Annotated in this window: 25 protein-coding genes; 19 read left to right on the top strand and 6 right to left on the bottom strand. The window is 57.2% G+C overall.

The genetic code is table 11. The features are described 5' to 3' along the window. Positions 1-490: 490 nt before the first annotated feature. The 5 genes from G3A56_RS01600 to G3A56_RS01580 are packed head-to-tail and all read right to left on the bottom strand — an operon-like array spanning position 491 to position 2,266. Positions 491-841 carry a DUF6197 family protein gene (locus tag G3A56_RS01600; RefSeq protein ID WP_164056050.1) on the bottom strand — a complete coding sequence of 117 codons (351 nt, stop codon included), beginning with the start codon at positions 839-841 and terminating at the stop codon, positions 491-493. Then, complete coding sequence (locus G3A56_RS01595) at positions 842-1,228, bottom strand: hypothetical protein (protein WP_164056049.1); 387 nt, start codon at positions 1,226-1,228, stop codon at positions 842-844. Then, entirely contained in the window at positions 1,225-1,539 is a 315-nt protein-coding gene (locus G3A56_RS01590) for a hypothetical protein (RefSeq protein WP_164056048.1), read from the bottom strand. The genes G3A56_RS01595 and G3A56_RS01590 overlap by 4 nt, the downstream gene beginning before the upstream one ends. Then, entirely contained in the window at positions 1,536-2,048 is a 513-nt protein-coding gene (locus G3A56_RS01585) for a hypothetical protein (RefSeq protein ID WP_164056047.1), read from the bottom strand. The genes G3A56_RS01590 and G3A56_RS01585 overlap by 4 nt, the downstream gene beginning before the upstream one ends. Then, the gene (locus G3A56_RS01580) at positions 2,045-2,266 is read right to left on the bottom strand and encodes a helix-turn-helix domain-containing protein (protein ID WP_164056046.1); all 222 of its coding nucleotides are present in this window, start codon (positions 2,264-2,266) and stop codon (positions 2,045-2,047) included. Before G3A56_RS01580 ends, G3A56_RS01585 begins: the two co-directional genes overlap by 4 nt. On the opposite strand from G3A56_RS01580, the gene G3A56_RS28530 reads away from it, so the two are divergent. Further along, positions 2,258-2,731 (top strand): helix-turn-helix domain-containing protein, encoded by a 474-nt coding sequence (locus tag G3A56_RS28530; RefSeq protein ID WP_210255070.1) that lies wholly within the window; start codon positions 2,258-2,260, stop codon positions 2,729-2,731. The two genes, G3A56_RS01580 and G3A56_RS28530, sit on opposite strands and share 9 nt — an antisense overlap. Positions 2,732-3,791: 1,060 nt before the next feature. On the opposite strand, the gene G3A56_RS01570 is transcribed toward G3A56_RS28530, so the two are convergent. After that, positions 3,792-4,097 carry a hypothetical protein gene (locus tag G3A56_RS01570; RefSeq protein WP_164056045.1) on the bottom strand — a complete coding sequence of 102 codons (306 nt, stop codon included), beginning with the start codon at positions 4,095-4,097 and terminating at the stop codon, positions 3,792-3,794. Positions 4,098-4,129: 32 nt separating this feature from the next. On the opposite strand from G3A56_RS01570, the gene G3A56_RS01565 reads away from it, so the two are divergent. The 18 genes from G3A56_RS01565 (at position 4,130) to G3A56_RS01480 (ending at position 11,851) form a co-directional block, all read left to right on the top strand. Continuing rightward, the gene (locus G3A56_RS01565; RefSeq protein ID WP_156393974.1) at positions 4,130-4,300 is read left to right on the top strand and encodes a hypothetical protein; all 171 of its coding nucleotides are present in this window, start codon (positions 4,130-4,132) and stop codon (positions 4,298-4,300) included. 26 nt (positions 4,301-4,326) lie between these two features. Beyond that, complete coding sequence (locus G3A56_RS01560) at positions 4,327-4,653, top strand: hypothetical protein (protein ID WP_164056044.1); 327 nt, start codon at positions 4,327-4,329, stop codon at positions 4,651-4,653. 5 nt (positions 4,654-4,658) lie between these two features. Then, complete coding sequence (locus G3A56_RS01555) at positions 4,659-5,012, top strand: hypothetical protein (protein WP_164056043.1); 354 nt, start codon at positions 4,659-4,661, stop codon at positions 5,010-5,012. Further along, the gene (locus G3A56_RS01550) at positions 5,009-5,365 is read left to right on the top strand and encodes a hypothetical protein (RefSeq protein WP_149898077.1); all 357 of its coding nucleotides are present in this window, start codon (positions 5,009-5,011) and stop codon (positions 5,363-5,365) included. Before G3A56_RS01555 ends, G3A56_RS01550 begins: the two co-directional genes overlap by 4 nt. 38 nt (positions 5,366-5,403) lie before the next feature. Beyond that, entirely contained in the window at positions 5,404-5,598 is a 195-nt protein-coding gene (locus G3A56_RS01545; RefSeq protein WP_164056042.1) for a hypothetical protein, read from the top strand. 1 nt (position 5,599) lies between these two features. Further along, the gene (locus G3A56_RS01540) at positions 5,600-5,821 is read left to right on the top strand and encodes a hypothetical protein (protein WP_164056041.1); all 222 of its coding nucleotides are present in this window, start codon (positions 5,600-5,602) and stop codon (positions 5,819-5,821) included. Positions 5,822-5,887: 66 nt separating this feature from the next. Further along, positions 5,888-6,151 (top strand): hypothetical protein, encoded by a 264-nt coding sequence (locus G3A56_RS01535; RefSeq protein WP_164056040.1) that lies wholly within the window; start codon positions 5,888-5,890, stop codon positions 6,149-6,151. Further along, positions 6,148-6,396, top strand: a complete 249-nt coding sequence (locus G3A56_RS01530) for a hypothetical protein (RefSeq protein ID WP_164056039.1) — start codon at positions 6,148-6,150, stop codon at positions 6,394-6,396. The genes G3A56_RS01535 and G3A56_RS01530 overlap by 4 nt, the downstream gene beginning before the upstream one ends. Next, positions 6,384-7,382, top strand: coding sequence for a PD-(D/E)XK nuclease-like domain-containing protein (locus G3A56_RS01525; protein WP_170311451.1), 999 nt, complete (start codon positions 6,384-6,386; stop codon positions 7,380-7,382). Before G3A56_RS01530 ends, G3A56_RS01525 begins: the two co-directional genes overlap by 13 nt. Further along, positions 7,268-8,830, top strand: coding sequence for an AAA family ATPase (locus G3A56_RS01520; protein ID WP_246231056.1), 1,563 nt, complete (start codon positions 7,268-7,270; stop codon positions 8,828-8,830). The genes G3A56_RS01525 and G3A56_RS01520 overlap by 115 nt, the downstream gene beginning before the upstream one ends. Then, a complete protein-coding gene (locus tag G3A56_RS01515) occupies positions 8,823-9,140 on the top strand; it encodes a hypothetical protein (RefSeq protein WP_107340271.1) in 318 nt (105 codons plus the stop codon). The genes G3A56_RS01520 and G3A56_RS01515 overlap by 8 nt, the downstream gene beginning before the upstream one ends. Further along, positions 9,133-9,348 carry a hypothetical protein gene (locus tag G3A56_RS01510; RefSeq protein ID WP_164056038.1) on the top strand — a complete coding sequence of 72 codons (216 nt, stop codon included), beginning with the start codon at positions 9,133-9,135 and terminating at the stop codon, positions 9,346-9,348. The genes G3A56_RS01515 and G3A56_RS01510 overlap by 8 nt, the downstream gene beginning before the upstream one ends. Beyond that, complete coding sequence (locus tag G3A56_RS01505; RefSeq protein ID WP_164056037.1) at positions 9,348-9,596, top strand: hypothetical protein; 249 nt, start codon at positions 9,348-9,350, stop codon at positions 9,594-9,596. Before G3A56_RS01510 ends, G3A56_RS01505 begins: the two co-directional genes overlap by 1 nt. Beyond that, on the top strand, positions 9,596-9,994 hold the full coding sequence (locus G3A56_RS01500) for an HNH endonuclease (RefSeq protein ID WP_164056036.1): 399 nt from the start codon (positions 9,596-9,598) through the stop codon (positions 9,992-9,994). Before G3A56_RS01505 ends, G3A56_RS01500 begins: the two co-directional genes overlap by 1 nt. Further along, a complete protein-coding gene (locus G3A56_RS01495) occupies positions 9,991-10,194 on the top strand; it encodes a hypothetical protein (RefSeq protein WP_164056035.1) in 204 nt (67 codons plus the stop codon). Before G3A56_RS01500 ends, G3A56_RS01495 begins: the two co-directional genes overlap by 4 nt. Then, on the top strand, positions 10,191-10,769 hold the full coding sequence (locus G3A56_RS01490) for a hypothetical protein (RefSeq protein WP_164056034.1): 579 nt from the start codon (positions 10,191-10,193) through the stop codon (positions 10,767-10,769). Before G3A56_RS01495 ends, G3A56_RS01490 begins: the two co-directional genes overlap by 4 nt. Beyond that, positions 10,759-11,055, top strand: a complete 297-nt coding sequence (locus G3A56_RS01485) for a hypothetical protein (RefSeq protein ID WP_164056033.1) — start codon at positions 10,759-10,761, stop codon at positions 11,053-11,055. The genes G3A56_RS01490 and G3A56_RS01485 overlap by 11 nt, the downstream gene beginning before the upstream one ends. Then, complete coding sequence (locus G3A56_RS01480; RefSeq protein WP_164056032.1) at positions 11,045-11,851, top strand: hypothetical protein; 807 nt, start codon at positions 11,045-11,047, stop codon at positions 11,849-11,851. The genes G3A56_RS01485 and G3A56_RS01480 overlap by 11 nt, the downstream gene beginning before the upstream one ends. The last annotated feature ends 383 nt before the right edge of the window (positions 11,852-12,234 follow it).

Here is a 12,234-nt window from a genome sequence, read left to right as displayed (position 1 = left end):
GCAGTCATCGCAAGGCTGCGGGGAGAACGCTGGTAAGGGTGCTGGCCGCCAACAGGGAGGTGGATGAAGGCGACCAGCGCTGAGCGTCAGGGGGACGTGCCGCTCAGTTTGTTGAAGGTTATTCCCGCCCCGAGACCGTGAAGTGCGCCAGGATGACGAGGACAGTAACAGCCGCCAGAAACGCCTCACCGCCGATGAAAATGGTCGTGTCGGTCATGCCGCCGCCCGTTCATCGTTGATGCGGGCAACTTCAGCCATCAGTTCAGCCTCAAAGGCCTTCATATCGATGACGATCGGCTTCTGTTTGGTGACCTTCTTCATGATCAATTCCCCTCACGAATTTCGACCGGCGTTACAGTCCCGCAGTCGTCGCAGAACTTCTCGATCTGGTTTTCAATGGAAAGTGGACGGTGGCACTCGCGGCAGCCGACGTAGTGTGGTCGGTACTTTGCGCGGCGCGATTGTGTGGCTGCTTCGATACGGGCGGAGGTCATGCGGCCTCGCTTTCAGCGCGAGCTATGGTGCGGTCAAAGAGAGCGAGAACGTCGGCGTGGGTGTGGGTGTCATTGAACCCGATTATTGCCGATTCACTGATTCCAACGTCAGTACGATCTACAGCTTCATCGATGGCGAGAACCGAAATGATGTCGAGAGGCACAGACTGGGAAAGCTTGATCCGTCCAACTCGGTGAATTGCACCAACAGCGCAAAAACACGTCGCCTCACTCAAACTAGGCATAGTCTGGTTGCCGTCTTTGTCTTGCGCATAATCGCCCTGCGTCCAGTTCTCCTCATCAGCGATGAGGGCGCGGGCTTCCTTGAGGATTTGAACCGTGTCCATTCAGGCACCTCCCCCAACGTCTTCGAGAAGGAATGCGGAGGAGTTACTGACGAGCTCCCCCGCCGATATCGTATGAGCATTCTCGCCACCGGTTACATGGTCGCCTCCTGCGTTGGCCCGTTCACCGCTCCTCTCGTCAACCGGGAGACTTACGTTCGTCGGGGCTTCGGTCAGCGCATCTTCGCTCGTCGTAGCGGATGCGAATGGATGTTCCGGCCATGCCATCCAAGCCACCGGCTCGTTCTTGTGGCTCAGCATGCACCAGTGCGCCGGTTCGTTCTTCGGCTCGCACCAGTAGGAACGGAGCGTCGTCTTGTTCGGCATCGCCAGAATGACGTGGCTGCCGTCGCGCGGGGCTTGGGATATGTTGTGGTTCCATTGGGTCATATCTGCGTCCCCGGAATAAGGTTCGGCCACTTGGCCTTTGCTTCGAACATGCGCTCATCGATGCCGGTGTGGCCGGACAGCTCTTCACGGCTCGGGATGCGCGATTTCAGAAATTCCAGAACCTCTGGGAAGTCGTAGAGGATATGCCCCTGATCATGACTGATGACCGCAGCGATCACCTTTTTCAGCAACCGGGCCGGATCGATGTCCAGTTCGCCTATGCAGTCCTGAGACGCGCCGTCGACAAGCTGCGGCTGGCTCTCGCCAAACATCTTTTCCAGCCCTGCCATTGTGATTTTCTGTTCTGTCACTGGAGTTTCCTCTGATGAGCCGCGGCATCCGAAAGCCAGTCGGGATCAATTTTCTTGAGGTTCTCAGCCGTCAGGCGAGCGCGCTCTTTTTTGGTGATGTTGCAGATCTGCGCGTAAAGCCGCGTCAGTCCGCCGTCGCGAGTGATCCGACCGGCAAAGAGCGTTTCCGCGACGAGCCAATAATCGTCCTCGGTCTTGAGCTTCGAGGTTTTTATGCCTCTGGCTCCGAGAGACGCCCGCAGTTCAAGGCTGGCATAGGCAGAGTTCGCGGCAACACGCTGCTGGCGCTTCATCAGAAGATTTTCCAGACCAGACAGGAGGCGCTTGCCGTTCTCCTCGGTGCGGCTCTCGAAGTTGAAACCGCCAGCCTCCGCAAGCTCTGCATCGCGAATGTCGAATGCCACGCACACAGCCGCCCAGTAGTGCGTCATCAGCTTGTCGCTGAGGTCGGCGCGCTGGAATTTGAGCCTTGCGGCGCAGAGCGGATATGCGGAGACATTCAGCGTCATGCTGCATTCTCCGTCTCTTCCGGGCAGAGGGCATCCGCAGTTCCTGCCTTGGCGGCAGCAGCAAGGGTTTCGAGAAGGCGCTTGACCGGCCCGCTCACGGGACGACCATTTTCCATGTGGGATACGCTCGAACGATCAACGCCCAGAAAGCGCGCCAGCCGATCTTGCTTCCACTTGATGCTCTCACGGAGCGATTTGATGTCGAGTTCGTGCGTCATGCACTTAACGTGCGTTATGCACGGCGCTTTGTCAAGTCGAAACGCACGGTGGTTTCGTGCTTTTTGCACTATATGAAGTTTGATGATCGCCCAGATGCCGCCAAGCGGCTTGAACAAGCCCGGATCGCACGCAAGTTCGAGACGGCGAAAGACGCTGCCATTTACTTCGGATGGAGTCCAGACAGCTATACGCAGCATGAGAATGGCACGCGCGGCATTGTCCGGGCGGCCGACAAATATGCGAAGGCTTTCCGGGTTAGCCAAGGATGGCTTTTGACTGGTGAGGGCGATGGGCCAGAAAAAGGCCCGACAATGGTTCAGATCGTCGGCAAGGCTGGCGCCGGCCCCGATGGCTCTGTTCTGTTTGCCACGGGAGATGGAAACTTCGGGGAGGTTCCAGCCCCCGAAGGCTCAAGCGTAAATACCTCAGCGTTGGAAGTTCAGGGGGATTCCATGAGGGAATAGCGAATGACGGGTGGCTGATCTTCTATGATGAGAAGGAAAGCCCGACGGAGGATCACATGGGCGAACCTTGCGTTTGCTTCCTTGAAGACGAGCGTGTTCTGATCAAGACGCCATATCCAGGATCGCAGCCGGGTTTATTTCATCTCGAGAGCGTAAATGCTCCCATGATGAGAGACATACCCGTCCGGTACTTTGCGTTCGTCACGGACATAAAGCCGAGGCGCTCAGCGCAGAAGCATATCCGTCGCAATGTGGGCGCACCGGTCGAAGACGTGTCTACGAGTGGAAAGCGGCTTTGACTTCCCGCGCTCATTCCCCAAGGGAGAAAGCTGCTCGCGCTCTATGCCGGTTTAACGACGTTCCTGAAAACACGGCGTTCGAAGGCCGGCCGATGTGGGAGAGTTTCTTGCCCGAGGTGGACGTTGTGCTGGAAGCCGCGTTGTCTGGTGATGACTGGGAAAAGCTTCGTTCCCAAGGTCCAGACATAGCTCCACCCTTTTCTGCCTGACAGGGTATAGGACAATCCCGAACCGCTCTTGCCAGTCCCTGACTAGGGGAACCCTTTCGGGCGCATACTCAGCATCTTTTCCGGGCAAGCCCGCCGATCCTTCCACAGATCGTTCCTCGCCAGCATTTTTTACGGCTGCTGGCATCTCGAAATTTACCCGCTGGGTCAAGGCGGCGGAGTTTCGAAACGTGGGACCGTCAGGGGGTTGCCCTGCACCGTCAGGCCCTAGGCGCTATGGGTCACGCATCCTAGGCATTTTTGATTCCGTCTGAGCCTGGCAGACGGCCACCGCGTGGGGATTGATTTGCCGGATTGATCGGCGGCGCGGGACAAGCCCTGAAAAAACCGCTGCCTTTGCACCTCTGAACACATCATCTTGCCGGGAACCTCCGAGCAGACGCAAGATTTTGTGCTTTTCAGTGCCTTGAAGCAGCAATACCTATTCCATCAATTGTTGTGATGTGTTAGGCAATTTCTATCACAAAAGCTGCTCAAGCGCCGGTAGGATCATCCCTCCGGCGCTTTTCTTTTATCCCCGTGCGTTTCGAGCGGTCAACTTATTTCGTGCGTTTCGCACTTTTTATTTGACAACGCGACGTGCGTAATGCACTCTCCAGTCATCAGCAGCGACGAAGAATCACCAACACCCGCCGATCTCGCTGCCACCACAAGAACCGGAGATGAGCGATGGGCAAGGTTTACAAAATCTACTGCGACGGTTTCAGCAAGACTATTGCCGATGCTGCTGACGTTCAGGCCTACGTCGATTGGCTCCGCACCAAGGGATGCGCTGGCAAGGAAGTCGTTATCAGCGTCGGTCGTGGCGATCTGAAAGCTGCCGTCTTCAACCCCGGACATCCATGCCGCCGAGAAATTCTGAGGGCTGCGTGATGTTCTACGAAAAGCTAACCGCAAAATACTGGCAGGAAGAGGCAGCGATGCACTCTGAATGGGCGCTCGATTACCTGCTCAACGGCCAGCTTGAGAAAGCGGTTCGGCATCAACGGATTTCCGCTGAATACGCCGAAAACGCCCGTTGCGGAATGAACATTGCAGCCTGATCGGATCAACCACTGAGGATGAGCAAATGGAAAAGCACATCGAAGCATTGAAAGCCGCGCTGGATGCGGAATCTGCCGGGATGAACCCGAGCCGGTCTTTCAAGGCCAATTCCGAAGCATTCAAGGCAGCATCGATTGCGTTCCATGATTTCCTCCTCAAGAGCATCAAGGCTTGCGGCGGTGACATCGACTACATGCCGGACGCGAATGTCCTGTCGCTGGATATCGACCACGCATTTCAGGCTGGCGAAGACGCTGCCGATGCCAAGGTTCCGATCTTTCCTGAGTACGACACCATGAACCACCGCACTCTCGGACTCGTTCGCGGCGCAAATCTGCAGGCTGCGGAGTGATGACGATGAGCAACAAATACCGCGCAGAACAGTACATCTCGATCAGCGCCAGCGAGAGCGGCACGGAGATCGAATTGCAGATGGTGGTGGACTTCACAGTTCATCCCGGCAGTAAGGCGACATTGGTTGATCCGGCTGAAATGCCTCTAGCAGAAGTCAGCAAGGTCCAGTTCTTCAAGATGTCCGGCCTCAAGCCTTTGCCCGATCCGGTGGCGCTTCCCGACTGGCTGGAAGAGCAATTCACGACCGGCGACGACTTCCAGACTTGGATGCTAACCGAAGCCGGAGAACAGCATCAGGCGGCACTTGAAGACCACGCCGACCAGCGCCGCGAGATGATGCAGGAGGACCGCCTGTGACCGAACGCGCAAAGACAACAGGCGGTTCAGCCTTCCCCGGAAACCACTCTTATGTCGATGGGTATCCTGCAAGCTTCGAAGGCATGACGCACCGCGACTATGCCGCGATCCACGCAGACCAGCCGGGAATTGCCGAGATCGTCTCCATGGCTGGGTTCACATATTTATCCGGTCAGGTCTGGTCTGACGAGCAAACGTCTCTCGGGCCGTTCGATAGCTGGTGGCGATCAATCGCGAATTCGGAACGGTTCATGCTTTCAGCCCGCGTCCGCTACGCGATGGCAGATGCCCTTCTGGCGGTCAAAGCCGAAACTGACCCAAAATTTAATGACGACGGCGACCTGCCGTTTTGAGCCGCCCCGCATAGGGCTTCAGACAAGGGATGGGAAGAATGCCCGCAGTGAAAATTTCAGCCATCGAATTGATGGCGCTCAAGAAGCTAGCCGTGATCAGCGGCGCTCTCGCGAAGAGCCTTTCGGACCCGACAGCAGCGCGTGAGCAAACGGCCCTTACCAAAGTCCTCGTGGACGTTGTGAGCCGTTCCGACATCGCCCTCTCCACCCCTCACACCCCAACGGGAGAGTAAGATGAGCCGACCCGGTGACCCGACCAAACAGCCAGACATTTGCCGAAACCCTGTGTTCACACCGTTCTCAGACGCCAACCCCAAAGGGATTTGGGACACGGGAACCGGTCGATGGTCACAGTGCCCAAACATCAAGGAAACTGGCGGCGGATTCGATGGCGAACGCTACGAATGTGACGTCTGCGGCAAGGCCTACTTCCTCGACTACGACGATATGAAGTGACCACCCCACCAACTGAACCCACCAGCGGGCTGTGTACCGAGTACCCGCGCATTAAAGGGCAGGAAAATGGCAGATAGCAGACCTACCGAGCGCGCCATGAAAGCCGCCGTTGAAATGGAAATGCATGCAGCTGTCGGAACGCGCACCGTCGATAAGGGCGCCACTCTCGACAAATGTTTCCCGGCTTACGACGACCTGCTGGAAGCCGCCAAGGAAACGCTTCGCCTGTTTCGATACAACGTCGAGGACGCTGCTGATGCGGCGGACTTTGCCGCTGACGTCGAAATCAAGCTTGAGGCCTCCATCGCCAAAGCGGAGGGCCGCTCGTGATGGACGCTTTCTTCACCACCAACACACAAGAAGCGGATGACCCGACCGAGATTTACATCGAACTCGGCAACCACATCCGGCGCATCGACACGTCGACCAAGTCTTTCAAGCGCCGGTTCCGAGCCGTTATCGCCGTGATGCTCACCGTTTGCGGCGTCTCCGCTTCCTGGGCCTTCATCGGCATCCCGAAATACCAGCGCATGGCGCTTATCAATCAGGAGGTCACCGTCGCATGGAAAAGGTAGTTGATATTCCAGGTTCCGAACAATCCACCGGCACCCTAGCATCAGGCATCGTTGGCGCGCTGAGCGATAAGTTCCCGACGAAGAAGAGCGAGCGCGCCTATCGCGGCGGAAAGGTGACGGAACCGGGCGTGTACCGTTACATGCCTATGTCGGTCTATCATTCCGATTGCTGCCACGGCCCTTCTATCTCTTCTAGCGGATTGCGTGAGATTGCCCCGCCAGATGGTTGCCCTGTCAAGTTCTGGGATAACAGCTATCTGAACCCCGACCGCGCGCCAGAGGTCCAGAAGGACCATTTCAGCCTTGGCAAAGCCGTTCACACGCTGTTGCTAGGAGAAGAAGGTTTCCGTGACCAGTACGTGGTCCGCCCCGAAGAATACTCTGACTACAAAACGAAAAAGGCCCGCGAGTGGCGCGAAAATCAGATCGCCGCCGGCAAGACGGTGTTGCTGCCTTCTGCAATCGAGCAGATCGAGGGCATGGCGGATCGTGTCGCTAATGACCGGACATTCGTTGACCTGTTGCGTGGCGACGTTGAGCGCTCTGTCATCTATCTCGACCAGAAAACTGGCGTGTGGGTAAAGACCCGGCCCGATTCCATTCCGGCCGACAACGTCATTGCCGACCTGAAAACGACCGCCGACGCCAGCGACCGCGGATGCGCGTTGTCTGTCCGCAAGTTCAATTATCACATGCAGCTTGCTCTTGCCTCCACGGCAATCAAGGAAGTCCGCAACATCGACGTGAAGGATCACGTCCTGCTCTTCATAGAACCGAAGCGCCCCTACGCTTACAACATCAAGCCGGTTGACGCGCAGTATATCTGGTACGGCCAGCGCCAGAACCGAGCGGCTTTGAACGCCTTTGCCGAGTGCTGGAAGACCGGCTTTTGGCCCACCTATTACGGAAGCGGAATCACCGTCTCCCCGACCGATCAGTTCGAAAAGATGATCGAGAACGAACCCTCCATTCCGAAGGCAGCTTGACCATGAAAATCGAACGCGCAGTGCGCGAGAAAACCTATACGCTCACGTCGATCGCTGGCCCCTCCGGTTCTGGGAAGACCTACAGCGCCCTGCTCTACGCTCGTGGCCTCGTCGGTCCCGAAGGCAAGATCGGCTTCATCGACACCGAAAACAAGCGATCCAGGTTCTATGCCGACGTCGCCGGCGGCTTTGATGTGATCGATCTCGACCCGCCTTTCACGTCCGGTCGTTACATCGAAGCGATCAAGGCTTTCGAGAAGGCAGGATATCCCGCCATCGTCGTGGACAGCATATCTCACGAATGGGAAGGCTCGGGCGGCGTTCTGGAGCAAGCCGAAGCGATCGAGGAACGGACCAAGCGCGCTGGCCTTCATTGCTGGCAGAAGCCCAAGGCTGGCCACAAGAAGCTTATGAACGAGCTGTTGCAGACCCGTGCTCACCTGATCTTCTGCTGCCGCGTCAAGGAAAAGGTCGTTCAGGCCAAGGGCCGAGACGGCAAGACCGAAATCATCAATGAAGGATTTGTCGTCGTTCAGGAGAAGTCGTTCATCTACGAAATGACCGTCTCCATGATGCTGGAAGAAGGAACGCACGTTCCTTTGCTCCAGAAATGCCCCGGTGACCTTCTGAACGCGTTTCCGCAGGGTAGCCGTGTTACAACGCAGATCGGCAATACCGTCAGCCAGTGGGCGAATGAGGGCCGCGCGATTGACACCGATCTTGAAGACGCCAAGCGCGAAGGGTTGATGATCGCGAACCAAGGCGTTGCGCCGTTGACGAAATGGTGGGCCGCGTTGACGCCGGCGAAGAAAAAGGTTCTCGAGTCCTTCAAGGACACGCTCAAGTCGATTGCGTCTGCTCACGACCAAATGCTGGCCGATCAGATGGATGCAGGTGGCGGAGACATCGCCGAACGCATCGCCGCCGCACGTAAAGCCTCTGGCGACACCACAGACGGGCAGGAGGGCTTTAACCGTGACTTTGTGCGCCAACAGACACAAGGCGCATCAGCGTCTCGCCCTGACCAAGACAACACCCCTTCCGCCGACGCTCCCCCTGCCCCTGCGTCGTCGGCAGATGCTGGCAATACGCCAGTAGATGAGGCCGGAGCGGATGATACCCCCGCATCGGATGCTCCGGCCTCGACCATTTACCCAACGGATCGCGCTGACCTGATCGAGTGCTGCCGAAAGCTCATGTTCATCGTGGTTGATCCATCGCTGGAGACGCCGCAACAGCGCCGCGCCACGCTTGTCACCGCAAAGGACAACTGGAAGGACAGTCTGCCGGAAGAACTTCACCTGCACATCAAGGCTTTTGTCGAAAGCGCTGACGCCCAGATCAAGGCTGACCCGAAGGTGATGCCGGCTCTGCGTGAAAAGGCGCTGACGCACTTTGCCGAAATGCTGGACTGCAAGGCTTCTGATTTGGGAGGCGTCGATGGCTAAATGGGTCCGCCACTTCTTCCGGGGGAACAAAACCGGAGACTTCATATCCGCGCCAGCCTACAAGGGAATTGCGCTCGTTAAGATTAACACCGGCCTTTGGTCAGTGATGCACGTAAAGACGGGCACTAACATCATCAAGGCCGACGGTGACTACCACGAGGTGCGGAGGTTTGCAGAGGCGATAGCCGACCTCACCGATTGGAACGCGCTCACTACCATTGAGCAAGCCAACAAGGTCAGCGGCCTCACTGACCGTATAAAGGGCTTGGTCGAGCTTTTCAGCAGCGATGGGGAGGTTGCAAATGCTTAGCCCCACTACTCGCCTCATCCGCCGCGCCATCCACCACTGGCTCGCTTGGAAGTCGAGACGGAACCTTGCCCGTGAATACAACTGGCAAACCGAGATCGACGCCGAGATCCGACAGGCAAAGCAATCCCGCAGCAAGACAGGACGTGTCCGCGATCTGGAGCGCCGCAAGCGGGACATGATGACACGCGCGCTGGGAGGGCAGAGGTGATGGGATATTTCTCAAACGGTACTGAGGGCGCCGACTATCAGGAGCGTTATTGCTCTCGATGCGTCCACGACAAGAACCAAGACTGCCCGATCTGGACCGCGCATCTCATGTTGAACTATCAGGAGTGCAACAAGCCGGACAGCATTCTTCACATGCTGATCCCGCGCGACGGAGTTCGCAATCTGCCGTGCCGTCTCTTTGTCGAGGACAAGGCATCCGGCGACCTGTTCGCACAGGAGGGCAACTAATGGCCCGGACAGTTGAGGAATGGATTGGTAAATCTGACGATCACCGCGCGCCCGGAAGTGTCCGCGACAGGATCATGTCCCGCGACAAGCGTATTTGCCATCTCTGCCAGAGTGAAATCCAGGTTGGCCAGAAATGGGATTTGGATCACGTCACAGCGCTGATCAACGGCGGCGAAAACCGGGAAAGCAATCTCAAGCCTGCCCATCGCAAATGCCACGTCGAAAAAACAGCACTCGATGTTGCCGAGAAGGCAAAGGTTGCCGCCGTCCGCAAGAAGCATCTTGGCATCACCCGCCCGAAGCAGACGATCCAATCACCCGGCTTCCAAAAGTCAGCAAAGCCCAAAAAGGCCGTCGTCTACCGGCCCGTCACGTTCTATCGCGAGGATACGCCATGACCGGAAATCACGAAGATACCTGCCCCGTCTGCGCGGTGGCATTCAAGTCCGACGACATTTGCGCGACCGATATTGAGCTTGGCATATGCCATTCCGATTGCCTCGCCGGCGCTCCGGTTGTCGATCTCAATACCGGCGAACCAACTGACGGGCCTATCGACACTTATCGATACGGCAGCCTCGAGGAGGCAAAGCCATGACCGCATTGGAAGAGATCAAGAAGGCGCTGGAAGGCGTCGGCCCGCTGAAGGTGGAGTTCACGCCTGACTGCGATGAGTTCAATGCAATCATCGCGCCAATCAACGAAGACTACGACGGTACGTTCTTCACTGTCATCGGCTGCGGCGACAAACAGGATAAGCTTGGTGGGTTCATGGCTATTGCCGTCAATGCCATGCCGGAACTCCTCTCCACCCTCGAAAGCTTGCAGCGCGAGAATGATATACTTCGCGCGTCACGGGATGGCTACGCTAAACAGCGCGATGAGATTTTGCGCCTGTACGATGAGGAGCGAATTTCCTGCATTCGGGAAGCCAAACTTGCCACCGATATGGCCACTGACTGCAACGACGCACAGGCCCGCGCCGAGGCAGCAGAGGCCGAGGTGAAGCGGCTGGAAGACGTGATCGAACCATTCCGCGCCGTCTCGAAAGATTGGGTCGATGAAAACGGTTGGACCGACGTCGCCTGCCAAAACGACCGCATCGTTGAGTGGTTCGGTCCTTCCGACTTCCGCGCCCTCGCCAGCACAGGAGGCGAACACCATGCAGAGTGATGCAAGAGCACGAGCATGGGAGACGCGCCGGAAGAAATATGGCAGCACCGGGCACGCTCGTGGCGCATACGGACACGGCGGTGATCACGTTGCTTCTATGCAGGCGCTTCTCATCCGTCTTCACGAAGAAGGCGTCTTGTCGGAGGGTCAGGTAGCCAAGGCAACCGGCCTGCACCGCATCACGGTCCGCAAGATGGCCGACGACTACCGCAACTCCATACCCGAGACGAAAGAGCAGGTCCGTGCTCGCGTTATGCCGCAAGGAGGCGAACACAATGGTAACTGATGAGATGATCGAGAAGGCGCAGCAGATATTGGATGCCAGCTTTCAAAAAGACTACTGGATTTCAGGACCGCCAGAAGAAGCGACAAAGCGCGCCCTCGAAGCCGCCCTGTCCGCTGCGGAGTCGGATGAGTTATACAATGCCGACGCATTGATGAATGACGGCGGAAACAATCGCCAGACTGCGGCAGAAGAGGTTTTAACCTATCTGCTGATCGAAGTAGTTGGCGCTCCAGATGACGTGCCATACTCCGCAAATCGTGCCGGCGTTTTGATTGAAGAACGTTTGAACCAGAAGCCCGCGCCATCCGTGGCCGTGAAGGCTTTGCGGGACAATGCTCGCTTTTTAGTGGATCGAGTTTCCCATCACGGGAGCATTGCGGTAGTTGATCAAGACCTCATCGACGGGTTGCGCGATGCCGTCAACGAGTTTGACGCCCTCTCCGCACAGGTGCAGGACGACTGGACGGTAAGCGACACCGAATGTGCAAGTGAAATTCTTCTGCTTCTCGGCATTGGCTCCGACCCATCAAAGGAACCGGGTGCAGACTGGCGACGTGATAAGGTAGCCAAGATCATCCGCAGGCACATAGATGACCGATCCGCACAGGTGCAGGACGTGGCGGGGTGTCTTCCAGAAGAAGTGCACGAAGCCGCTACCGAAGTGATCACGGCGCATGAGTGTGGGATGCTTCGGCAAACAATTTGGTGGGAAACCGCTGCATTTCTTTTAGCAGAATACACGATGAAGGCCGGTGACTACGCCGCAGCACCCGCAAAGCAGGAGGGCGGCGAATGATACGCTGGATACTTTGCAAGATTGGCCTTCACAAATATCCACGTCACCATGTGACCACATCAGGATATCCACGTTTTGGCGCATGCCGGTGCGGACGTCTCCACCCGTCGAATAGGAGGAGCGGTGATGCGGCTAGGTAAGCGACAAATTCAAATGCTTCAATCGGTCGGAAGCACTTCGGCCATCATCGTTCCCTGCCAAACCAGCAAGCGCCTATGCGAAATGGGCTTGATGAAATCGCATGGCCCTAACGGCAGCTTTGCGGCTATCACGCCAGATGGTCTTAGAGCGTTGGCTGATGCTGCCGACGCTGGCAAGGCGCATCTCTTCGTAATGCCGGAACGCCGAGCGGCGATTGAAAGGAGAGAGGGATCGCCTGTGCA

This window comes from Rhizobium oryzihabitans (assembly GCF_010669145.1).
In the GTDB taxonomy this organism is placed as follows: domain Bacteria; phylum Pseudomonadota; class Alphaproteobacteria; order Rhizobiales; family Rhizobiaceae; genus Agrobacterium; species Agrobacterium oryzihabitans.
Note: the sequence above shows the minus strand (reverse complement) of the source record. Positions and strands in the feature narration are given on the sequence as shown.